This is a genomic window from Burkholderia sp. Ed8 (assembly GCF_040761425.1).
Classification (GTDB): Bacteria; Pseudomonadota; Gammaproteobacteria; order Burkholderiales; family Burkholderiaceae; genus Burkholderia; species Burkholderia seminalis.
Genome location: NZ_CP142885.1, coordinates 844,696 through 866,347 on the forward strand (window position 1 = coordinate 844,696; position 21,652 = coordinate 866,347).

The following is a 21,652-nucleotide window of genomic DNA, read 5'->3' on the forward strand; positions in this document are numbered from 1 at the left end:
ATCAACGTGAATATCATCGTCAACGAAACGGCATCGACGGGCGCGGCGTCAGTCACGGGCGACAAGCGGCCGCCCAGGCATCGCTCGTCGCAGATCAGCGCGGGGCCGCAATACGTGGCCGACGTGCTCGGCCGCTTCGGCGCGGAGCCGGCGTCCGATGCGGGCGATGTCGCCCCGGCCGTGCTCGGCTATAACTGACCGGCACAAGCACGGCGGCCCGCGTCGCACGCGAGCCGCCGCTGAAACAACCGGTTAAGCTGGCGCGATCGAAACACCGACGATCGCCATCGCCTCATGTCCGACCCGACTTCCGAATCGCTCGCGCAAACCTACGACCGCCTCTGGTCCTGTCTCGAAACCGGCGTCGGCGCGCGGCGCTCGCCGTTCACGATGCTGCAGGCCGCCACGCTCGGCCTCGACGGCACGCCGAAGGTCCGGACGATCGTATTGCGTCAGGTGAGCCGGGCCGATCGCGTGCTGTCGTTTCATACCGATGCGCGCTCGGAGAAAGTCGCGGAGTTGCGCCGCGATCCACGCTTCTCGATCGTTGCGAACGATCTCGACGCGCTCGTGCAGATTCGCGCGCAAGGCATTGCATCGATCTGCGAAGACGAAGCACAACGGCGTGCGATCTGGGCGTCGAGCCGTCCGCATACGCTGCTGCTGTATCGCGCGCCGTTGCCGCCCGGCACGCCGATCGCGTCACCGGAACAAGCGCATATCGACGGCACCGCACCATCCGGCGACGGCTACGAAAACTTCTGCCTGATCCACATGACGGTCACGCGCATCGACTGGCTCGAACTCGCGCGAACGGGGCATCGCCGGGCGGTGTTCGATCTGAACGGTGAAAGCGGCTACGAGGCGCGCTGGATCGCTCCCTGACACTGACGCAGGACGATCAAGGCGCTCCAAGGATTTAAAGCACTCAAGGCCGCCCGTCCGACGCTGCCTGCCCGGTCATCCACTCGCGCATCACCGCGATCGCATCGTCGTCGCGCCGCTCGGCCGGATACACGAGATAGAACCCCATCGACAGCGGAAACGCGAAATCGAACGGCTTGCACAGCCTGCCGGCCGCGATGTCGCGCTCGACGAGCGGCTCGGTCGCGAGCGCGACGCCCTGGCCGGCGACGGCCGCATCGATCGCGAGCGACGTCTGGTTGAAGCGCAGCCCCTTGTGCGGATCGACGTCGACCGGTTCGGGCAGCGCCGCAAGAAACTCGGGCCACAGGTCGTGCGCGTCATGCAGCAGCACCTGGCCGAGGAGCGCACGCGGCGAAGCCGGCGCAGCGAGCAGCGCCGGGCTGCACACGGCGCACACGTCGAGCGGAAACAGCGCATGCGCGACGAGATGCTTGCCGAACGGCGGCTTGCCGTAGCGGATCGCGAGATCGACGCCGTCGTGGCGGAACGTCGCGATCTGCGGGTCGGCGATCACGCGCACGTCGTAGTCGGGATGGGCCTCGGTGAACCGCGCGAGCCGCGGGATCAGCCACTTCGACGCGAACGACGGCGTCGTGCTGATCGTCAGCGCGGCACGCCGCTTCACGAGCTTGTCGGTCGCGTCGGCGATCGCGTGCAGCGCGCGCTGCACGTCGGAGAAATACGCGGCGCCGTCGTGCGTGAGCGCGAGGCCACGCGGCAGGCGCTCGAACAGCTTGAGGCCGAGCACGTCCTCGAGGTGGCGCACCTGTTGCGCGACGGCGCCCTGCGTGACGCCGATCTCGTCGGCCGCGGCGCGGAAATTGAGGTGCCGCGCGGATACCTCGAACGCGCGAAGCGCATTCAGCGGCGGCAGTCGGGAAGGGCGTGGCGGCATCGTCAGGCTGTAGAAAAACTATCGGCTGGCGGCAGAAATACTGGTTCGACAGTCGGATTCGATGCGCCTACATTACCACCATGGCGGGCCGAACGGCGGCTGCGCGGCAACGGAATCGGAACGAGGAGCAAATCGTGACTGTAGAAAAAGTGGCGTTGATCACAGCGGCAGGCAAGGGCATGGGCGCGGCGATCGCGCGCGAACTGGCGGCGACGGGCTATCGCGTCGCGCTGATGTCGCCGTCGGGCAGCGCGGTGGCGCTCGGCGAGGAACTCGGCGGCTTCGGCATCCAGGGCTCGGTGACGGAAGAAGCCGATATCGACAGGCTCGTGCAGGAAACGGTCGCCCGCTACGGCCGGATCGACGCGGTCGTGAACAACACCGGCCATCCGCCGAAAGGCGACCTGCTGGCGATCACCGACGACAACTGGCATGCGGGGCTCGACCTGATCCTGCTGAACGTGGTGCGCGTGATGCGCCGCGTGACGCCGATCTTCCAGAAGCAGGGCGGCGGCGCGGTGGTCAACATCTCGAGCTTCGCGGCGGATGCGCCCGAGCAGCCGATGCCGGTGTCGTCGGCGCTGCGCGCGGCGCTGAGCGCGTGGACGCGGCTGTACGCGGAACGCTATGCGGCCGAGAACATCCGGATGAACGCGGTGCTGCCGGGCTTCATCGACAGCTGGCCGGAAACGCCGGAGATCGTCGCGCGCATTCCGGCCGGCCGCTTCGGCAAGACCGGCGAGATCGCGAAGACGGTCGCGTTCCTGCTGTCGGACGGCGCGGGCTACATCACCGGGCAGAACATTCGCGTCGACGGCGCGATCGTCAAGGCGCTCTGAGCGTCGCGCGGGCGAGCGGGCGCGGCGCGGGCCGCTCGCCATGCAGCGACTACAAACGCGTACAAATCAGACAAATCCGGGATACATCAGACCTTTCAAATGGGCGACGCCGTGTGACGAGGGCGCGCCGGATCGAAAGCCTGGGCGCGATCCCGCGCGCGGCATGTTCACTTTCCACTTCACGAAAGGAGATGCCGAACGATGTCTTCCACACCGTTTTCCCCGCTGCGTCGCCACCTGCTGGCCACTTCCGTGGCCGCCGGCGTCTCGGCGATGCTGCCCACCGCGCTGCATGCCGCAACCGGCGCGAGCGGCATACGCCCGTTCACCGCGCACATTCCCGACGAAGCCGTGGCCGACCTGCGCCGCCGCATTGCCGCGACACGCTGGCCGGGCCGCGAGACCGTCGCCGACGAATCGCAGGGCGTGCGGCTCGCGCGCATGCAGGCGCTGTTGCGCTACTGGGGCACCGATTACGACTGGCGCAAGGGCGAGGCGCGCCTGAACGGTTTCCCGATGTTCATCACGGAAATCGACGGGCTCGACATTCATTTCATCCACGTGCGCTCGCGGCACGAGAACGCGATGCCGATGATCATGACGCACGGCTGGCCGGGTTCGATCTTCGAGCTGCTGAAGGCGATCGGCCCGCTGACCGACCCGACCGCGCACGGCGCGAGCGCCGACGATGCGTTCCACGTCGTCGTGCCGTCATTGCCGGGTTTCGGCTTCTCGGGCCGGCCGACGAAAACCGGCTGGGGCTCCGACCACATCGCGCGGGCATGGGGCGAACTGATGGCGCGGCTCGGTTATACGCGCTTCGTGTCGCAGGGCGGCGACTGCGGCTCGGTGATCTCGCACCGGATGGCGATGCAGCGCGTGCAGGGGCTGGCCGGGATTCACGTGAACATGCCGGCGACGGTGCCGCCGGATATCGCGACGCTGCTCGCGACCGATGCGCCCGCGCCGGCTTCGCTGTCGCCGAAGGAGCGGGCTGCGTACGAGCAGCTCGCGACGTTCTATCGCGACAACTGCGGCTACTCGGCGATGATGGTCACGCGTCCGCAGACGGTCGGTTATGCCCTTGCGGATTCGCCGTCCGGGCAGGCTGCGTGGATGTACGACAAAATTTCGCAATGGACGTACAGCGGCGGCGTGCCCGAACGCTCGATTCCGCGCGACGAGATTCTCGACGACATTTCGTTGTACTGGCTGACGAACACGGCGACGTCGGCCGCGCAGATCTACTGGGAGGATCACTCGAACAACTTCAACGCGGTGGATATCTCGTTGCCGGCCGCGATCACGGTGTTTCCGGGCGAGATCTATCAGGCGCCGCGCAGTTGGGCCGAGCGCAGTTATCACAACCTGATCTACTTCAACGAAGTCGACAAGGGCGGGCACTTCGCGGCATGGGAGGAGCCGGAGTTGTTTGCGCGTGAAGTGCGGGCCGGGTTCCGGCCGTTGCGGCGCGGGTAAGCGGGGTTGCACGACGAATGCGGGCCGGGCGGTGGTGCGGCCCGCATTCGTTTTCAGGCAACCGCCTGCAAGGCCTGCGCAAACCGCTTGTCCGCCAGATACGCAACGTTAAAGCGGCAATACTTCGACGGGCGATCGGCCTGCGGCGAAAACACCGCACCGGGCGCGAGGATCACGCCGCGCGCCAGCATCGCCTGCGCGAGCTGCATCGAATCGGGCCAGCCGGGCAGCGCGGCCCACAGATACAGGCTCTGGTCGCAGGACCGATAGACCTCCGCGCCAAGACGCCCGAGCGCATCGAGCGCGTTGCCGGTCGCGCGTCGCAGCTTCTCCTGAAGGTGATTCGTATGCCTGAGAAAGTGCCCGTCGCTGACGATCGCGTCGAGCGTGCGTTCGCAGTACTCGGAGCTGCTGACATGCGTCAGCATCTTCACGTCGGCCAGGTCGCTCGCAAGCGCCGCGTTGCACGCAAGGAACCCGACACGCAGCGCAGCCGACACCGATTTCGAGAAACTGCCGATATAGATGGTCCGGCGCAGCTGGTCGAGCGTCGCGATGCGCGTGAGCGAGCGCGGCCGCAGGTCGGCGAGCGCGTCGTCCTCGACGATGATCAGGTCGTGCGTATCGGCGAGTTGCAGAATGCGGTGCGCCTTGGCCGCGCTCGTATCGGTCGCGGTCGGGTTGTGGCCGACCGATTGCGTGAAGAACAGCTTCGGCCGGTGCGTCGCGACAAGTTCGGCCAGCTGCGCGACATCGGGGCCGTCGATCTCGCGCGGCACGCCGACGATGTTCGCGCCGCTCAGCTTCAGCTTGCCGAACAGCGGGTAGTAGCCGGGATCGTCGACGAGCACGGTATCGCCGGGGCGCACGAAGTAGCGCAGCACCAGGTCCATCGCCTGGTTCGCGCCGTGCGTGAGCACGATCTGCGCGGGCGGTGCCTCGATTTCGTAGCCGGCGAGCTTCTGCTGCAGCGACTGGCGCAGCGGCAGGTAGCCGAAGCGGCTGCCGTAGCGGAACAGCGACGCGGCGCTCGTGCGCATGATGCGCTGCTGGTACTGGTTCAGCCGCGTTTCCTCGAGCCATTCGATCGGCGGGAAGCCTTCGCCGAGGTTGAGCACATCGGGCTTCACGTGCAACTGCTCGCGCATCAGCCACACGATGTCCATCGCGCGGTCGAGCGAGCTCGGTTCGTCGATGTCGGGCGCGGCTGCCGCGCGACGCGTCACGAAGAAGCCCGAGCCGCGGCGCGGCTCGATCAGGCCGTCGGCCGCGAGCATCTCGAATGCACTGATCACCGTGTTCTTCGAGCAGCCGGACGCCTCGGCGTATTCCCTGATGGAGGGCAGTTTCGCGCCGGCCGGCAACACGCCTTCCTCGATCTGTCTGGCGAGATTGTCCGCCATCGCGCCAGACAGGCTGGCTCTTGCACGCTGTTTCATCGGCATGTTCCGTTGGGCCGGCCCACTGTCATGGGTACGGTTGGGTGACTGTCTGCGTCGTCTGTACCTTTTCAAAGGGTACAGCGTGACTATTATTCGGCTATCCGATGCCCGCCGCAAGCACCGACGGGCAATACCGCCACCCCGAGACAACCGACCCGTCATGCCCATCGATTCCGCCTTGCCGAACTTCCGCGCGCTCACGCCCGAGCAACGCCTGTCCCACCTGTCCCGCGCCGTCGGGCTCGACGATGCCGAGCATGCGCTGCTCGCGAAGCCGGGCGCGCTGCCGCTCGAGGTCGCCAACGGGATGATCGAGAACGTGATCGGCACGTTCGAGCTGCCGATGGCCGTGGCCGGCTACTTCCGGATCAACGACCGCGACGTGATCGTGCCGATGGCCGTCGAGGAGCCGTCGATCGTGGCGGCCGCATCGTATATGGCGAAGCTCGCGCGCGCGGCCGGCGGCTTCCGCACGTCGAGCAGCGGCCCGCTGATGCGCGCGCAGGTCCAGGTGATCGGCGTCGACGATCCGTACGGCGCGCGGCTCGCGATCCTGCGGCATGCGGCCGAACTGGTCGCACTCGCGAACAGCCGCGACAAGGTGCTCGTCGGCCTCGGCGGCGGCTGCCGCGACATCGAGGTTCACGTGTTTCCCGACACGCCGCGCGGCGCGATGATCGTCGCGCACCTGATCGTCGACGTGCGCGACGCGATGGGGGCGAACACGGTCAATACGATGGCCGAAACGGTCGCGACGCGCATCGAGGCGATTACCGGGGGCCAGGTACGGTTGCGGATACTGTCCAACCTCGCGGATCTCCGGCTGGCCCGTGCGGAGGTACGGTACGCGGCCGCCACGCTCGCGACCGACGCCTATTCCGGTGAAGACGTCATCGATCGCGTGATCGACGCCTACGTGTTCGCGGCGACCGACCCGTACCGCGCGGCGACACACAACAAGGGCATCATGAACGGCATCGACCCGGTCGTGGTCGCGACCGGCAACGACTGGCGCGCGGTCGAAGCCGGCGCGCATGCGTATGCGAGCCGCAGTGGCCGCTATACGTCGCTGACGACGTGGGAGAAGGCCGCGAACGGCGACCTCGTCGGCACGATCGAGATGCCGATGCCGGTCGGGCTGGTCGGCGGCGCGACGAAGACGCATCCGCTCGCGCGTCTCGCGCTGAAGATCATGAACGTGACTTCCGCACAGGAACTCGGTGAAATTGCGGTGGCGGTCGGGCTTGCGCAGAATCTCGGCGCGCTGCGCGCGCTCGCGACCGAAGGCATCCAGCGCGGCCACATGGCGCTGCATGCCCGCAACATCGCGGTCGCGGTCGGCGCGACCGGCGCCGACATCGACCGGATCGCGCAGCAGATGGTCGCGGCGAAAGACGTGCGCACCGACTTCGCGGTCGAATTGCTCGCGGGCCGCCGCGGCGGCTGACGCGCGGACTGCACGCCGCGTCACGCACGCGGCGCGCCACGCCGGCCAGGCCGGCGACATATCAATCCAGGAGGAGACACATGGAACAGACCGGTTCAAGCGCGCTCGCACGCGCGCCGCATCGTGCCGGGCCGTTGGCCGGTGCCGATGCGTCGGCCGCGACGCTCGTCGAGGTATGGGGCGACACGGTGGCGACGAAACATCTCGCGTGGTCGGTGCTGCTCGGCATCGCGATCAGCCTCGGAGCGTTCGAGATCGGCCGCGTCGTGCTCGCGTCGTTCGTCCACGACGTGGCGATCGCACGCGCTTACGCGATGCTGATCGGCCTCGGCGGCTGCCTGCTGGCCGGCACGATCTGCGCGGTGCTGTTCAAGCCGAAGCGCACGGTGATCGAACATGCGGCCGGCGGCGCCGAGCGTGACGCGGCATTGCGGCAGCTCGCCGAAGCGTCGGGCGGCCTGGGCTCGGCGAGCGACCTGTCGGCCAGCGCGCGTGCCGAGATGGAGGAACTCGGGCTGCTCGACCTGTTCGCGTCGTACGACGCATCGTCCGGACGCGCCCGCGCGGGAGGCCGCTGATGGACGCGCTGCTGCATGCATTGCCGGCCGCGTTCGCGATGGGGCTGCTCGGCGCGATCGTGTTCTCCGCCATTGGGCTGATCTCCGGCACCGACGAAACGACGACGATCGCGCCGCTCACGTTGCTCGTCGCACTGCTCGGCGTCCCGCCGGCCGGCGTGTTCACGTTCTTTCTCGCGGGCGCGGTGGCCAAGCACATCACGCATTCGATCCCGACCGCACTGCTCGGCATTCCCGGCGACACGATGGCCGCGCCGCTGCTGCAGCAGGCGACGCTGTTGCGCGCGCTGGGCGTGCCGCATATCGCGCTGCGCAAGATGATTTCCGGCGCGATCGTCGCCGCGTTCGTCGCGCTGCCGCTCGCGGTGCTGTTCGCGTCGCTGCTCGCGCCGTTCGGCGCGGCGATCGCCAAGGCCGCGCCGTGGGTGTTCCTCGCGGCGGCCATCGGCATCGCGTACTTCTCGGCGGGGCGCTGGGCGTCGGTGCTGCTGCTCGTGCCGTTCGTGGTGCTGGTGGTCGGGCTGCAGGCGCTGACCGGTCGTTACGGCGTGAAGCTGAGCGTCAGCTACTTTCTCGGGATCGCGATCGGGCCGCTCGTGGCCGACCTGTTCTCGATCCTGTCGCCGGCCGAGCGGCGGCGCATGCGCCGCGACGGGCCGTCGACGTTCGTGCTCGCGCCCGACGTGAAAAGCTGGCGCGGCTATTTCCCGAATCCGCTGCAGGTGCTCGACCGCGAGCAGGTCGCGTGGACGGTCGGCACGGCCGCGGTATCGAGCGCGACGTTCGTGTTCAGCCCGGTCGCGATGACGGTGCTGATGGGCGAGGTCGTCGGCGCGCGCGTGCGTCATGCGTACCAGCGGCTGACGACGGTGATCGCCGCGCGCAACGGCGTGACGGAGGCGACCTACATCGCCGAGGCGCTGATTCCGCTGATCGCGTTCGGGCTGCCGCTGAGCCCGGTGGCGGCCGGCCCGGCCGCGCCGCTGTTCAATGCGCCGCCGCGCTTCACGGTCGACGCGGCGAGCGGGCAGATCCACAACCTGCATACGTTGATGAGCTGGCCCGAGTTTCTCGGCTACGGGCTGCTGTCGATCCTGCTGGCCGCGCTGATCGCGTATCCGCTCGCGATGCACCACGCGCACCGCGCGGCATCGTTCGTCGCGCGCAAGCTGAGTCATGAAGCGATCATCGCGACCTTCGCGGGGCTGATCGTCGTGATCGGCGTGTGGGAAGGGCAGTTGCTCGGGCTGGCGGTGATCGTGACGATCGGCCTGTTCGGCGGGATGCTGTCGCGCCTGTTCGCGTTCAACACGGGCGTGCAGTTCATGGGCTACTACGTCGCGGTGCTCAGCGTGCCGGCGATCGCCAGGCTGTTCTGACGTACCGCCACACGGTGGCCGCGTGTGCCGCGCGGTCGCCCGAAAGCGTCGTTTCTCGCGCGATTTTTGAATCGCTGTGTGTCGGGTTCGCACGCGGATACGTTGGGATACAAAGCCTCCGGAGGGTTCGGATATAAAACCGGTGAAGCGATTCACACGGCGGCGCGGTGCCATGCGCCGCCGCTGCGAACGGCGACACCTGATTGCCCGCCTGTGCCGCGGGCCTCTTCCTTAGCGATCGACAATGGAGAACGAGTCATGCCCGATACCGTGAACACCCGCCGCCGCCTGATCCTGGGCTCGACGCTGGCGAGCCTGAGCCTGGCCGACCTCGGCTTCAGCGCGCTCGCGCATGCGCAGTCGGCGCCCGATGCATCGGGCGCGAAGCGCCCGGCCGGCAGCGCGTCGCTGGGCACGATCCACCAGATCGACGCGGGCGTGCTCAACGTCGGATATGCGGACCTCGGACCGAGGAACGGCCCCGTCGTGTTCCTGCTGCATGGCTGGCCGTACGACATCTACAGCTATGCGGACGTCGCGCCGCTGCTCGTCAAGGCCGGCTATCGCGTGATCGTGCCGTACCTGCGCGGCTACGGCTCGACGACGTTCCGCTCGGCCGACACGGTGCGCAACGGCCAGCAGGCCGTGACGGCCGTCGACATCGTCGCGCTGATGGATGCGTTGAAGATCGACAGCGCGGTATTCGGCGGCTACGACTGGGGCGCGCGCACGGCCGACATCATCGCGGCGTTGTGGCCGCAGCGCGTGAAGGCGCTCGTGTCGGTGAGCGGCTACCTGATCGGCAGCCAGGAGGCGAACCGCAAGCCGCTGCCGCCGCAGGCCGAATTCCAGTGGTGGTATCAGTTCTATTTCACGACCGAGCGCGGCGAGCTCGGTTATGCGGCGAATCGCGACGCGTTCAACAAGCTGATCTGGCAACTCGCGTCGCCGAAGTGGAAGTTTTCCGACGAGACGTATGCACGCACGGCCGCGTCGTTCCAGAACCCCGATCACGTGGCCGTCGTGATCCACAACTATCGCTGGCGCCTCGGGCTGGCGAAGGGCGAGGCGCAGTACGACGACATCGAGCGGCGCCTGGTGGCCGGGCCGGCGATCACGGTGCCGACGATCACGATGGAAGGCGACGCGAACGGCGCGCCGCATCCGGAACCGGCCGCCTACGCGAAGAAGTTCACCGGCAAGTACCAGCACCGGACGATCTCCGGCGGCATCGGCCACAACCTGCCGCAGGAAGCGCCGCAGGCGTTCGCCGATGCGATCCTGCAAGTGGAGCATCTGTGATGCGGGCACGCGTGAGGGTGTGGCGGCGCGGCGCGCGCCGTGCGCTCGTCGCGGGCGTACTGCTGGGTGGGGCGCTGTCGGCCGGCGGGCCGGCCGCGTTCGCGGAGCAGCCGAAGCCGGCGGCGGCATCGCCGATCTACGGCGTGACGATCCCGCCCGGCTACCGGAAGTGGGAAATGGTCGCGCCGGCCGAAGAGGCCGCACCGCTCGACGAGTTGCGCGTGGTGCTCGGCAACCCGGTCGCGATCCGCGCGCTCGAACAGGCGACGCTGCCGTTTCCCGACGGCACGATCCTCGTGAAGCTCGCGTACAAGCGCAGGCAGTCCGACGAGTTCGCGCCGGCGACGGTACCCGGCCAGGCGACGACCGTGCAGGTGATGGTGAAGGACGCGCGTCGTTATGCGTCGACGGGCGGCTGGGGCTTCGGGCGCTTCGTCAACGGCGTGCCGGCGGATATCGGCCAGCATCAGACGTGCTTTGCGTGTCACCAGGCGCGGGTGAAGAACCACGATTATGTGTTCACGCGACTCGCGCCCTGACGCGACGCGGCGGTGTGCGTTCGATGGAAAGGCGTGCCTTGCGAGGCACGCCTTTTTTCGTGGTGCGTGGCGCGCGTGGCGTGGCGGCATGCATCGGCGAGCGGGTTTGTATCGCACTGTATCTGCGGCCATTCCGGAAAAACTGGCATGCAGAAAGCACCGGTTCCGGAAACATTCGGGATACGTGGGCGGGTTCTACTGTCGACATGCAGCAAACGTTCGGTGCCAGACGTTCGCACCGGGCGCCCAGTGATCGACACCTCAACTTCCGTCAAGGAGAACCCTCATGAAAGCCGCTCGAATCCTCGCTGTCGCCGTCCTCGCCGTTGCTCCCGCGTTGTCGTTCGCCGATACCGGCCACGGCCTCACGCGTGCCGACGTGCGCGCCGACCTGGTCCGCCTCGAACAGGCCGGCTACAACCCGGCGCGTAGCGAACCGCACTACCCGGAAGACGTCATCGCCGCACTGCAGGTCGCGCGTTCCGACCAGAACGGCCCGTCGAAGTCGCAAGGCGACAACGTGGCCGATGCGTCGACGTCTGCCGGCCGTCGCGACGCGGCGCAATCGCGTGCCGCGCGAAACGCGGCCGACGACCTGTACGCGCATTCGTGACCCGCTGCCGCGCCTGTCGCAAGCAGGCGCGGCCTTCGTTGCAGCACTTCATTTGAACGACACGACAGAGAAAGGAGCATGGCGATGGCCGGTTTGATGAAACGCGTTCTGATGTCCGCCGCGGTGATCGGCGGACTGTCCGGTGCGGTCGCGGCGCAGGCCGCGCCGAAGGAAGACCTGAAGGGCACGAACGTCGTGCTCGTGCACGGCGCGTTCGCCGACGGGTCGAGCTGGAACCGCGTGATTCCGCTGCTCGAGGCGCGCGGTCTGCACGTGGTGTCGGTGCAGAATCCGCTGAGTTCGCTTGCCGACGATGCGGCCGCGACGAAGCGTACGATCGACGAGCAGAAGGGACCGGTCGTGCTGGTCGGCCATTCGTGGGCCGGCGTCGTGATCAGCGAGGCGGGCAACGACGACAAGGTGAAGTCGCTCGTGTACGTCGCGGCGTTCGCGCCCGACAACGGCCAGTCGATCGCCGACGTCACGCAGGGGCTGCCGGCCCCGGCGTGGGCCGGCGAACTGCGCCAGGACGCGGGCGGTTTCGCGCGGCTGTCGGACAAGGCGATCGCGCAGGATTTCGCGCCGGACCTGCCGCCCGCGCAGCAGCGCCTCGTCGCGGCGACGCAGGGGCCCTGGTACGGCGGGTGCATCTCGGAGAAGGTCGCGCAGGCCGCGTGGCATGCGAAGCCGTCGACGTTCGTCGTCGCGACGCAGGACAGGATGATCGATCCGGCACTGCAGGAAACGATGGCGAAGCGGATCGGCGCGACGCTCACGCGCGTGAACGGCAGCCACGTCGCGATGCTGAGCCAGCCGAAGGCCGTGGCCGACGCGATCATTGCGGCGGCCGAACGCGCGAAGCAGGCGGCGCAGTGAGTGAACACGGTGCCGCGCTTTCGCGAGGAAGCGCGGCGCCGCGCGCGTGTGTGATGTCTTTCCATCAGGAGAAGTCATGACCGAACTCTGGCAACTGCCGGCAACCGAACTCGCGAAGCGCGTGCGGCATCGCGACGTGTCCGCGCGTGAAGTGGCCGACGCCGTGCTCGATCGTCTCGATGCGGTGAATCCGGCGATCAACGCCGTGGTCGAACACCGCCGCGACGACGTGCGGCGGCAGGCGGATGACGTCGACCGCGCGATCGCGCGCGGCGACGATCCGGGCCCGCTCGCGGGCGTACCCGTCACCGTGAAGATCAACATCGACCAGGCCGATTTCGCGACGACCAACGGGACGCGCCTGCAGGAACACCTGATCGCGCACGCCGACAGCCCGGTGGTCGCCAACATCCGGAAGGCCGGCGGGGTTCTGCTGGGCCGCACCAATTCACCGACGTTCGCGCTGCGCTGGTTCACGTCGAATCTCGTGCATGGCCGCACGCGCAATCCGCGCAATCCGTCGTTGACGCCGGGCGGATCGAGCGGCGGCGCGGCGGCTGCGGTGGCCGCCGGGATCGGCCCGCTTGCCCTCGGCACCGACATCGGCGGCTCGGTGCGTTACCCGGCCTATGCGTGCGGCGTCCATGGAATCCGGCCGTCGCTCGGCCGCGTGCCGGCGTTCAATGCGTCGTCGCCGGAGCGTGCGATCGGCGCGCAACTGATGTCGGCGGCGGGGCCGATCGCGCGCACGATCGACGACCTGTCGCTCGCGCTGCGCGCGTTCTCCGCACCCGATCCGCGCGATCCGTGGAGCGTGGCGGCGCCGTTCGACTGGCGCGAGGTGCCGAAGCGTGCGGCGCTATGCGTGCGGCCGCGCGGCCTGGCGGTCGTGCCCGAAGTGGAGGCCGCGTTGCGCGATGCCGCGCGCCGGCTGGTCGACGCGGGCTGGAGCGTCGACGAGATCGACGAGACGCCGCCGCTGCGCGAGGCCGCGCTGCTGCAGGAACAGCTTTGGCTGGGCGACGGCTTCGATGCGCTGGCGAACGCGGTCGGGCAGGACGGCGATCCGGGCGCGGCCGCGGTGATCGAGGCCGTGCGCGGCAAGGTGCGCGATTTGCCCGCCGACGTGATCGGCCGCGCGCTGGTTCGCCGCACGACGCTGGCGCGGCAATGGCGGCTGTTTCTGGACGCGCACCCGGTGTTGCTGCTGCCGGTGTCGTCGGAACTGCCGTTCCCGGACGATCTCGACAGGCAGGGGCCGGACGGCTTCGACCGCGTGTGGGAGGCGCAGCTCACGTTGCGCGCGCTGCCCGCGATGGGGCTGCCGGGGCTGGCCGTCACGACGTCGGTCGTGAACGGCGTGCCGGTGGGCGTGCAGGTGGTGGCCACGCATCATCGCGAGGATCTGTGCCTGCTCGCGGGGCGCGATATCGAAGCGCGCGGTGCGCCGATTGTGCCGGTCGATCCGGTGGCCTGATTGATTTCACTGACGGGCGGATGCGTCGGCGAGGTGCGCTGGCCTCGTCGATGCATGGTGCCCCCCATGCCATTCTGGAATCCATGACAGCGCGCCGCATGCCGCGCTGATCGCCTCCCGCCTCCTTTCAATTTCCTTCGATGGCTGACATCGAACGGTCGTCGTCCTGCCTTTCCTGCCCGCCAGCGACCGCGCATGCATAGCGCGCGTCTGCTATTGCATTCCCCGCGGCGCTGATTAGGAAATGAATTTTTATTGGTTCTGCTTCCCCGGCGGCCCTCGCATAGTGGTGCTGACGGCTATAGACAGCACGCAAGCTGCGACGGCCGAATTCCCGGTGTTTTTGTTCATACGAATCAGCGAAAACAAGGAAGTGTCATGACGGTTGAACTGGAAGAACGAACCGCTGCGCAACAGGCGCTCGAAGACGCGCGCACGGCGGCCGCGGCGGCTGGCAAGTCCTATGCGGGCGGCGTGTCGCCGCAAACCGCGTGGGCGCTGTTCTCGGCAGGCGACGCATTGCTGGTGGACGTGCGCACGGCGGAAGAGCGGAAATTCGTCGGTCACGTGCCGGAATCGCTGCACGTGCCGTGGGCGACCGGCACGAGCCTGACGCGCAACCCGCGCTTCGTGCGCGAACTGGAAGCGAAGACCGGCAAGGACGCCGTCGTGCTGTTGTTGTGCCGCAGCGGCAACCGCTCGGCCCAGGCGGCCGAGGCCGCGGCGAAGGGCGGTTTCACACAGGTGTTCAATGTGCTCGAAGGGTTCGAGGGCGACCTCGACGAGCGGCAGCAGCGCGGTAGCCAGAACGGTTGGCGCTTCCGCGGCCTGCCGTGGGCGCAGGACTGATTCACGGCCGTTACGGGGAGAGGGCAGCATGGCCGCATTCGACATCGACGACATCGTTCAATCGCTGCAGACGGTGCGCCGCGCATGGCGCGAGAAGCAGCGGCGCTCGCTCGAACCCGGCGGGCGCGACCTGCCGGCGCGCGAGGCGCTTGCGCAGATCATCGGCGCGCTGAAGGGCGTGCTGTTCCCGATGCGGCTCGGGCCGCCCGACCTGCGGCAGGAGAGCGAGAACTTCCACGTGGCCCATGCGCTCGACGCGGCGCTCAATGCGCTACTCGCGCAAGTGACGCTCGAGTTGCGCTATGCGGCGCGTCACCGCCATACCGACGGGGCGCCGCCCGACAACATCGACGCAGTCGCGTCCCAAGCCGTGCAGGCCTTTGCCGCGCGATTGCCCGAGATCCGCCGGCTGCTCGACAGCGACGTGCTGGCCGCCTTTCACGGCGATCCGGCGGCCGGCAGCGTCGACGAGGTGCTGCTGTGCTATCCGGGCATCCTCGCGATGATCCATCACCGGCTCGCGCACGAGCTGTACGGCCTCGGCTTGCCGCTGCTCGCGCGGATCATCGCCGAGCAGGCGCATGCGGAAACGGGCATCGACATTCATCCGGGCGCGCGCATCGGCGCGGGCTTCTTCATCGACCACGGCACGGGCGTCGTGATCGGCGAGACGGCGATCATCGGCGAGCGCGTGCGCGTGTACCAGGCCGTCACGCTCGGCGCGAAGCGCTTCCCGCGCGATGCGGACGGCCATCTGGAGAAAGGGCTCGCGCGCCATCCGATCGTCGAGGACGACGTCGTGATCTATGCCGGTGCGACGATCCTCGGCCGCGTGACGATCGGACGCGGCGCGGTGATCGGCGGCAACGTGTGGCTCACGCAGGACGTGCCGCCCGGCGAAAACGTCACGCAGGCCGTGCTGCGCAGCGAAGCGAACGCCGCGCCGCGCGCGGCGGCGCGCGTCGCCTAGGAGGCGCGATGAGCGACCTCATCCATCACTTCGGCGCCAACGTGCGCAAGCTGCGCGAGGCGCGCACGTGGTCGCAGGAGCAACTGGCCGAGCATGCGGGGCTGAACCGCTCGTACGTCGGCGAGATCGAGCGCGGCGAGGCGATCGCGTCGATCGTCACCGCCGACAAGATCGCGCGCGCATTCGACGTGTCGATCTCCGCGCTGCTGCCGGGCGCGTACGTCACCTGAGGCTGCCTTATTTCGTTTCCCTTTCGGTTGTACGGGACCTGACGGCTATAGCATGTTGAGCCGGCAGGGGCGTGCTTCCGATAATCACCCAGCGTCATAAGCAATCCCGTTTTTCATCTTAAGAACCCGGAGCCACACATGTCGACCGTTGCAAGCGGCGCGGCTGCGCTGAGCGATCACGCCGCCCGCCAACTAGCGAACGCTACCAAGACCGTCCCCCAGCTTTCCACGATCACGCCGCGCTGGCTGACCCATCTGCTGCAATGGGTGCCGGTCGAGGCCGGCATCTACCGGCTGAACCAGGTGAAGAACCCGGAAGCCGTGCGCGCCGCGTGCACGCAGCTCGAGGACGAAAGCGTGCTGCCGCAGACCTTCGTGCCGTACGAGGAACAGCCGCGCGAATACTTCCTGAACGCGGTCAGCACGGTGCTCGACGTGCATACGCGGATCTCGGATCTCTACAGCAGTCCTCACGATCAGATCAAGGAACAGCTGCGCCTGACGATCGAGACGATCAAGGAACTGCAGGAAAGCCAGCTGATCAACAACCCGGACTACGGGCTGCTCGCGAACGTGACCGACGAACAGCGGATTTTCCCGCTGACGGGCGCGCCGACGCCGGACGATCTCGACGAGCTGCTGACGAAAGTGTGGAAGGAACCCGCTTTCTTCCTCACGCACCCGCTCGCGATCGCCGCGTTCGGCCGCGAATGCACGCGGCGCGGCGTGCCGCCGCCGACGGTCAGCCTGTTCGGCTCGCAGTTCCTCACGTGGCGCGGCATTCCGCTGATTCCGTCGGACAAGGTGCCGGTCGCGGACGGCAAGACCAAGATCCTGCTGCTGCGCGTCGGCGACAAGCGCCAGGGCGTCGTCGGCCTGTATCAGCCGGGTGTCGCGGGCGAGCAGGGGCCGGGCCTGTCGGTGCGCTTCATGGGGATCAACAACCAGGCGATCGCGTCGTACCTGATCTCGCTGTATTGCTCGCTCGCGGTCCATTCGCCGGATGCGCTGGCTGTCCTCGATGACGTCGAAATCGGCAAGTTCCATGACTATCCCGACACCTACCGTTAATCCCGGCCTGGCCGGCGGTGACGCGCAAGCGCTGCCGCACGCGCCGCTGCCGGCGGGGTTGCCCGACCCGGCGACGCTCGCGCGGCTCGCGTCCGAGTTCTTCGCGACGCCGCCCGGGCAGGCCACCGCGCCCGAGCTGTCGGCCGGCAGCGGCGCGGTCGGCGGCGTGCCGTCGGCGTTGCCGGCGGCCGCGCCGATCCTCGCGTCGGTCAGCAATCCGGTGCCCGGCGGCTCGCCGCTCGCGGGCCCGGGCGGGGCCGGCACCGGCGTGCCGGGGCTCGCGCTGCCGCAGGGCAAGGTGCCCGGCGCGAACCTCGCGCCGTCCGCGCCGACGCACGTGCTGTCGCTCGGCAACCGCGTGCCGGCGCTCGCGCCGCATGCGGCCGCGCAGAACGGGCTGCCCGACAACGCGGTGTCGATCGCGCCCGCGCTCGAACCGCGCGTCGGCGGCGCGGCGCTCGGCGTGCCGCAGGTGAATGCGCCGGCGCCGGAAGGCGCGGCGAAGGCGTCGCCGTACTACTTCACCGACGGTTCGCTGCAGGGCTGGCAGCGGACGCCGCAGGACATCGTCGTGCCGTCGAACGGCCTCGCGTCGCCGGAAGCGTTCGGGCTGCCGGGCGACGACGCTTTGCGCGAACTGCTCGCCGTGCATCGCGAAGTGCCGGTGTCGCGCGCGTCGGGCGCCGACGTGCCGCGCTACTTCGTCGACGATACGCATGCCGCCGAGCCGCAAGGTCAGTTGTATCGCGGCGCGCACCCGCCGTTCGACGTGAACGCGATCCGCCGCGATTTCCCGATCCTGCAGGAGCGGGTGAACGGCAAGCAGCTCGTCTGGTTCGACAACGCGGCGACGACGCACAAGCCGCAGGCCGTGATCGACCGGCTCGCGTATTTCTACGCACACGAGAACTCGAACATTCACCGCGCGGCGCATGCCCTGGCCGGCCGTGCGACGGATGCATACGAGCATGCGCGGGAAACGGTGCAGCGCTTCATCGGCGCGTCGTCGCCGGACGAGATCGTGTTCGTGCGCGGCACGACCGAGGCGATCAACCTGATCGCGAAGTCGTGGGGCGTGCAGAACGTCGGCGAGGGCGACGAGATCATCGTGTCGAATCTCGAGCATCACGCGAACATCGTGCCGTGGCAGCAGCTTGCCGCGCTCAAGGGTGCGAAGCTGCGCGTGATTCCGGTCGACGATTCGGGGCAGGTGCTGCTCGACGAATACCGGAAGCTGCTCAACGACCGCACGAAGATCGTGTCGGTCACGCAGGTGTCGAATGCGCTCGGCACGGTCGTGCCGGTGAAGGAGATCGTCGAGCTTGCGCATCGCGCGGGTGCGAAGGCGCTCGTCGACGGCGCGCAGTCGATCTCGCACATGCGCGTCGACGTGCAGGCGCTCGATGCGGATTTCTTCGTGTTCTCCGGGCACAAGATCTACGGGCCGACCGGGATCGGCGTCGTGTACGGCAAGCGCGCGATCCTCGACGACATGCCGCCGTGGCAGGGCGGCGGCAACATGATCGCGGACGTGACGTTCGAGCGCACGGTGTTCCAGCCGCCGCCGAACCGGTTCGAAGCCGGCACCGGCAACATCGCGGATGCGGTGGGGCTCGGCGCCGCGCTCGATTACGTGAACCGCATCGGTATCGAGAACATCGCTCGCTACGAGCACGACCTGCTGTCGTATGCGACGAGCGTGCTCGCGCCGGTACCGGGCGTGCGGCTCGTCGGCACCGCGCGCGACAAGGCGAGCGTGCTGTCGTTCGTGCTGAAGGGCTATGAAACCGAGGAAGTCGGGCAGGCGCTGAACGAAGAGGGCATCGCGGTGCGCTCCGGACATCACTGCGCGCAGCCGATCCTGCGGCGCTTCGGGCTCGAGGCCACGGTGCGTCCGTCGCTCGCGTTCTACAACACGTGCGACGAGGTCGATGTGCTGGTGCGTGTCGTGAAGCGGCTGGCGACGCGCCGTTGACGGTGATGTCGTTGTTGCCCGCCTGCGGCGGCCCTTGCGGGTCGCCGCAGGCGTTTTCCCGTTACGCGATCAGAATCGTACGACCGGCTTCTTCTCCACGCTGAACCCGTCACGCAGCACGCACGCCGAATCGGCGAAGTATCGGCGGGTTTCCGACAGCAGGTCGGTGTTGCCGCGCCGACAGAACACCACACCCGATCCTTCCTCCGTCAGCAGTTCGTCGATCAGCGATTCGGGTTGCCCGATATCGGCGAGGTGGACATTCTGCACGCCGTGCGCAAGCGCATCGAGCGCGTCCCGCACGCAGGGCGCCGCATCGGCGGCCGGATGCTCGGCGAGCCATTGTTCGAGTTCCATGATGCCGTACAGCCCGGCGAGCTCGCCGAGTTCGCGCAGCCATGCCCCGTCGACCATCATCACCAGCGTGACGGCACCGGTGCATTGCGCGAACAGGCTGCCGAGCCGTTCCGGGCGCAGCACGTGCGCGTGGCCCGCGTCGTCCGGTGCGACCGGCATCACGACGGGCACGAGTCCGTTTTCCAGGAAGGCGTTCAACGCGGTGCCGTCGAACCGTGCGACCGCGCTTGCCTGCGTGCGGTCGGGTGCCGCGCGGGCGACCAGCAGGCCGCCGTCGTGACCGTCGATGCCGATCGCCCTAGCACCGTGACCGCCAATCAGGCGCACCAGTTCGTGATTGACGCCGGCCATCGCGGCATGCGCGGCCTCGACCGATTGCGTATCGGCCGCGGCCGGCCCGCCCTGGACGACGACCGGACGAACGCCGGTGAGCGCAAGCAGCGCGACATCCTGTGCGAAGGCCGCACGGGTGCGTGCATCGCTCGCGGCGCCGCCATCGACGATGACGACGGTCTGCCCGTGCAGCGCCTGCATGAACGGCAGCGAGCGAGCCAGGCCGGCTGCGCGTCGCGACATGAGAGTGGGACTTTCAGGGTCTTGGAACATTGGAGTCCGAATGAATGGAGGGAGGTGCCTGTCGCCGTTCGACGCGGCGTCAGTGTGTGCGTTGCATCAGCAGGTGAAGCTCGCCGGGCGTTCGCGCATCGCGCGACGCGTGCCGGAACGCGCGCTCGCTGAAACACCGTGCCGCGTCGGCGAGCAGTTCGAGGTGCGTGCGGTCGTCCGCCCGCGGCAGGACCAGCACGATGAATTCGCCCACGGGCTTGCGGTCCGGCGCGTTGAACGCGAACGGATAGAGCGCGCGGACGAACAGCGCGACCGCCGAGTCGAGCCCGTCGACCCGCGCGTGCGGAATCGCGACGCCCTGGCCGAGACCGGTCGAGCCGAGCTGCTCGCGCCTGGCGAGTTCGGTCCGGATCCGTTCGGCGGATACGCCGCCGCTGCGCGCGATATGGCGCGCGACGAGGTCGAACAACTGGGTCGCGCTTTCGGCCGGGACGTCGAGCAGGATGTTGTCCACCGGGCAGGCGTCGGCGAGCCGGGCTTCGGACGGCGTGCCGCCGCGCGGGCGGGGAAGGTCGGGTTGGCCGCCCACGGCGGCCTGCTGCGTTTGCATGCGGATTGCTCCGTGTCGGGATGACAGGGAAATCCTAGACAAAGCCGCGTAAAGACGGTGTCAGAGACCGGGGGGCCGGTATTAAAATTTCGTATCGACCGTCGATGGAACCGGACCCGCTACGGACGAGGCTTACGTACCCGACAAAACGAACGGCAGCGTGGTCAGCAGGAAGACCGAAATGCCGACGACCGGCGCGCCGAACGCGATCGCCGCGAACGCCACGGCGGCGCTGGTCAGCACGAGCGTTCTCGATATCCGGCGATGCCGGTCGTGCGCCGTTGTCCTGCTGTCGCGGATTGCATCGGTCCGCGCGCCGATCACGTGTTTCCAGAACGTCAGGCCCAGCATGATTGCTCCTGTATGAAAGACGAACGGGACGCGGCGCGCGATGCGCCGCGCAAGCGTGTCAGCTGCGCTCGAGCTTGAGCACGCGCGAGATCTGCGCGGCGGTGAAGCCGCTGTTGCGCACGTAAGGCGCGCAGTCGAGCGGCGCCGTGAGCGATTCGCTGACGACGTACCGGCCGACGAAGCGGTAGGCGTCGGTTGCCGTCCTGATGAACACCGGAATCGCATCGCGTTGCGCGGCGAGCGTCCTGCCGGCCGAGCGCGCGGACGCGCTGCCGTCGCAAAGGATCACGTCGGGCGCGTGCGGATTGAGGTCCGTGCGAAGGCAGGCGGCCACGACCTTGCCGTTCTTCGTCGGCAGGAAACCCTGCTTGCTGCCGCCGCAGGCGGTGTGGATGAATTCGCGTGTGTACTGCTTGTCGATCTCGAACATGACCGGGCTCCGGTAACGGAAATTTCTCTGAAAAAAATTCAGGTATGCGTAGTAAATGAGTTGGACCGGCGGATCGATGACGCTTCGTTGTACAGGATGTGCCGCGCACACGCTCGAGCGCATGCATTCCCGATGCGCGGTGATCGCATCGACGTCGTGTTCAGGCGTGCACGGAGAGGACTACGGCGCGCACCGTCCGCCAGGCGGCAGGACGATGGCTCGGGAGGGAGGCACAGGCGTCCTGCCTGTCAGGCAGAAAAGCAACTCGGAGGACGAGGACTTCGGAGGCGCATGTCGCGTGCTCGGTGGTGGATGGCGAACCCATTCTAGTGAACGTATTCGCCGGCGCAAGTAAAAAGGTCGTAAAGGCGTGAGAGCGGTGTGTCGGTGCCCGGTTCGACCTGCCGGCCACCGCATTTCGCCGCTTCCATGCAACAACGCGTGACGAC

General features: G+C 68.1%; 23 protein-coding genes. 17 read left to right on the top strand and 6 right to left on the bottom strand.

Annotated features, from left to right (window positions below; genetic code table 11):
- Positions 1-6: 6 nt before the first annotated feature.
- Together VXM69_RS03990 and VXM69_RS03995 are read left to right on the top strand one after the other, a co-directional pair.
- Positions 7-198, top strand: a complete 192-nt coding sequence (locus VXM69_RS03990; RefSeq protein WP_175027102.1) for a hypothetical protein — start codon at positions 7-9, stop codon at positions 196-198.
- A 96-nt stretch (positions 199-294) separates the two neighbouring features.
- The gene (locus VXM69_RS03995) at positions 295-885 is read left to right on the top strand and encodes a pyridoxamine 5'-phosphate oxidase family protein (RefSeq protein ID WP_049035274.1); all 591 of its coding nucleotides are present in this window, start codon (positions 295-297) and stop codon (positions 883-885) included.
- Positions 886-928: 43 nt separating this feature from the next.
- On the opposite strand, the gene gcvA is transcribed toward VXM69_RS03995, so the two are convergent.
- Entirely contained in the window at positions 929-1,822 is an 894-nt protein-coding gene (gene gcvA / locus VXM69_RS04000; protein WP_069704470.1) for a transcriptional regulator GcvA, read from the bottom strand.
- Positions 1,823-1,956: 134 nt separating this feature from the next.
- On the opposite strand from gcvA, the gene VXM69_RS04005 reads away from it, so the two are divergent.
- Together VXM69_RS04005 and VXM69_RS04010 are read left to right on the top strand one after the other, a co-directional pair.
- On the top strand, positions 1,957-2,661 hold the full coding sequence (locus tag VXM69_RS04005) for an SDR family oxidoreductase (RefSeq protein ID WP_034188601.1): 705 nt from the start codon (positions 1,957-1,959) through the stop codon (positions 2,659-2,661).
- A gap of 201 nt (positions 2,662-2,862) precedes the next feature.
- Complete coding sequence (locus tag VXM69_RS04010; RefSeq protein WP_034188412.1) at positions 2,863-4,140, top strand: epoxide hydrolase family protein; 1,278 nt, start codon at positions 2,863-2,865, stop codon at positions 4,138-4,140.
- A 53-nt stretch (positions 4,141-4,193) separates the two neighbouring features.
- Here the strand turns inward: VXM69_RS04010 and VXM69_RS04015 are convergent, their stop codons facing one another.
- A complete protein-coding gene (locus tag VXM69_RS04015) occupies positions 4,194-5,579 on the bottom strand; it encodes a PLP-dependent aminotransferase family protein (protein WP_124608108.1) in 1,386 nt (461 codons plus the stop codon).
- A gap of 163 nt (positions 5,580-5,742) precedes the next feature.
- On the opposite strand from VXM69_RS04015, the gene VXM69_RS04020 reads away from it, so the two are divergent.
- The 13 genes from VXM69_RS04020 to VXM69_RS04080 all read left to right on the top strand — a co-directional run bounded on the left by VXM69_RS04020 (position 5,743) and on the right by VXM69_RS04080 (position 18,888).
- Complete coding sequence (locus tag VXM69_RS04020) at positions 5,743-7,029, top strand: hydroxymethylglutaryl-CoA reductase, degradative (RefSeq protein WP_367189031.1); 1,287 nt, start codon at positions 5,743-5,745, stop codon at positions 7,027-7,029.
- An 80-nt stretch (positions 7,030-7,109) separates the two neighbouring features.
- A complete protein-coding gene (locus VXM69_RS04025) occupies positions 7,110-7,607 on the top strand; it encodes a hypothetical protein (protein ID WP_034188410.1) in 498 nt (165 codons plus the stop codon).
- Positions 7,607-8,986, top strand: coding sequence for a tripartite tricarboxylate transporter permease (locus VXM69_RS04030; RefSeq protein WP_301741185.1), 1,380 nt, complete (start codon positions 7,607-7,609; stop codon positions 8,984-8,986). The genes VXM69_RS04025 and VXM69_RS04030 overlap by 1 nt, the downstream gene beginning before the upstream one ends.
- A 258-nt stretch (positions 8,987-9,244) precedes the next feature.
- Positions 9,245-10,288, top strand: a complete 1,044-nt coding sequence (locus VXM69_RS04035) for an alpha/beta fold hydrolase (RefSeq protein ID WP_367189032.1) — start codon at positions 9,245-9,247, stop codon at positions 10,286-10,288.
- The gene (locus VXM69_RS04040) at positions 10,288-10,827 is read left to right on the top strand and encodes a cytochrome P460 family protein (RefSeq protein ID WP_124608105.1); all 540 of its coding nucleotides are present in this window, start codon (positions 10,288-10,290) and stop codon (positions 10,825-10,827) included. Before VXM69_RS04035 ends, VXM69_RS04040 begins: the two co-directional genes overlap by 1 nt.
- Before the next feature lie 286 nt (positions 10,828-11,113).
- A complete protein-coding gene (locus tag VXM69_RS04045) occupies positions 11,114-11,440 on the top strand; it encodes a DUF4148 domain-containing protein (protein WP_367189033.1) in 327 nt (108 codons plus the stop codon).
- Between the two features lie 84 nt (positions 11,441-11,524).
- A complete protein-coding gene (locus VXM69_RS04050) occupies positions 11,525-12,316 on the top strand; it encodes an alpha/beta fold hydrolase (protein WP_367189034.1) in 792 nt (263 codons plus the stop codon).
- A gap of 76 nt (positions 12,317-12,392) precedes the next feature.
- Positions 12,393-13,793, top strand: a complete 1,401-nt coding sequence (locus VXM69_RS04055) for an amidase family protein (protein WP_367189035.1) — start codon at positions 12,393-12,395, stop codon at positions 13,791-13,793.
- Positions 13,794-14,171: 378 nt separating this feature from the next.
- A complete protein-coding gene (locus VXM69_RS04060; RefSeq protein ID WP_049030959.1) occupies positions 14,172-14,642 on the top strand; it encodes a rhodanese-like domain-containing protein in 471 nt (156 codons plus the stop codon).
- A 28-nt stretch (positions 14,643-14,670) separates the two neighbouring features.
- A complete protein-coding gene (epsC, locus tag VXM69_RS04065) occupies positions 14,671-15,612 on the top strand; it encodes a serine O-acetyltransferase EpsC (protein ID WP_034188403.1) in 942 nt (313 codons plus the stop codon).
- 8 nt (positions 15,613-15,620) lie between these two features.
- The gene (locus VXM69_RS04070; protein WP_034188402.1) at positions 15,621-15,842 is read left to right on the top strand and encodes a helix-turn-helix domain-containing protein; all 222 of its coding nucleotides are present in this window, start codon (positions 15,621-15,623) and stop codon (positions 15,840-15,842) included.
- Positions 15,843-15,980: 138 nt separating this feature from the next.
- Complete coding sequence (locus tag VXM69_RS04075; protein ID WP_034188401.1) at positions 15,981-16,913, top strand: family 2A encapsulin nanocompartment shell protein; 933 nt, start codon at positions 15,981-15,983, stop codon at positions 16,911-16,913.
- On the top strand, positions 16,888-18,888 hold the full coding sequence (locus VXM69_RS04080; RefSeq protein WP_367189036.1) for a family 2A encapsulin nanocompartment cargo protein cysteine desulfurase: 2,001 nt from the start codon (positions 16,888-16,890) through the stop codon (positions 18,886-18,888). The genes VXM69_RS04075 and VXM69_RS04080 overlap by 26 nt, the downstream gene beginning before the upstream one ends.
- Positions 18,889-18,957: 69 nt before the next feature.
- Here the strand turns inward: VXM69_RS04080 and VXM69_RS04085 are convergent, their stop codons facing one another.
- The 4 genes from VXM69_RS04085 to VXM69_RS04100 all read right to left on the bottom strand — a co-directional run bounded on the left by VXM69_RS04085 (position 18,958) and on the right by VXM69_RS04100 (position 21,203).
- Positions 18,958-19,851 carry an acetylglutamate kinase gene (locus VXM69_RS04085; RefSeq protein ID WP_367189037.1) on the bottom strand — a complete coding sequence of 298 codons (894 nt, stop codon included), beginning with the start codon at positions 19,849-19,851 and terminating at the stop codon, positions 18,958-18,960.
- A gap of 49 nt (positions 19,852-19,900) precedes the next feature.
- Entirely contained in the window at positions 19,901-20,422 is a 522-nt protein-coding gene (locus VXM69_RS04090) for a PTS sugar transporter subunit IIA (RefSeq protein ID WP_367189038.1), read from the bottom strand.
- 132 nt (positions 20,423-20,554) lie between these two features.
- A complete protein-coding gene (locus tag VXM69_RS04095) occupies positions 20,555-20,773 on the bottom strand; it encodes a hypothetical protein (protein ID WP_241013236.1) in 219 nt (72 codons plus the stop codon).
- A gap of 58 nt (positions 20,774-20,831) precedes the next feature.
- Positions 20,832-21,203 (bottom strand): DUF6697 family protein, encoded by a 372-nt coding sequence (locus VXM69_RS04100; RefSeq protein WP_034188398.1) that lies wholly within the window; start codon positions 21,201-21,203, stop codon positions 20,832-20,834.
- Between the last annotated feature and the right edge of the window lie 449 nt (positions 21,204-21,652).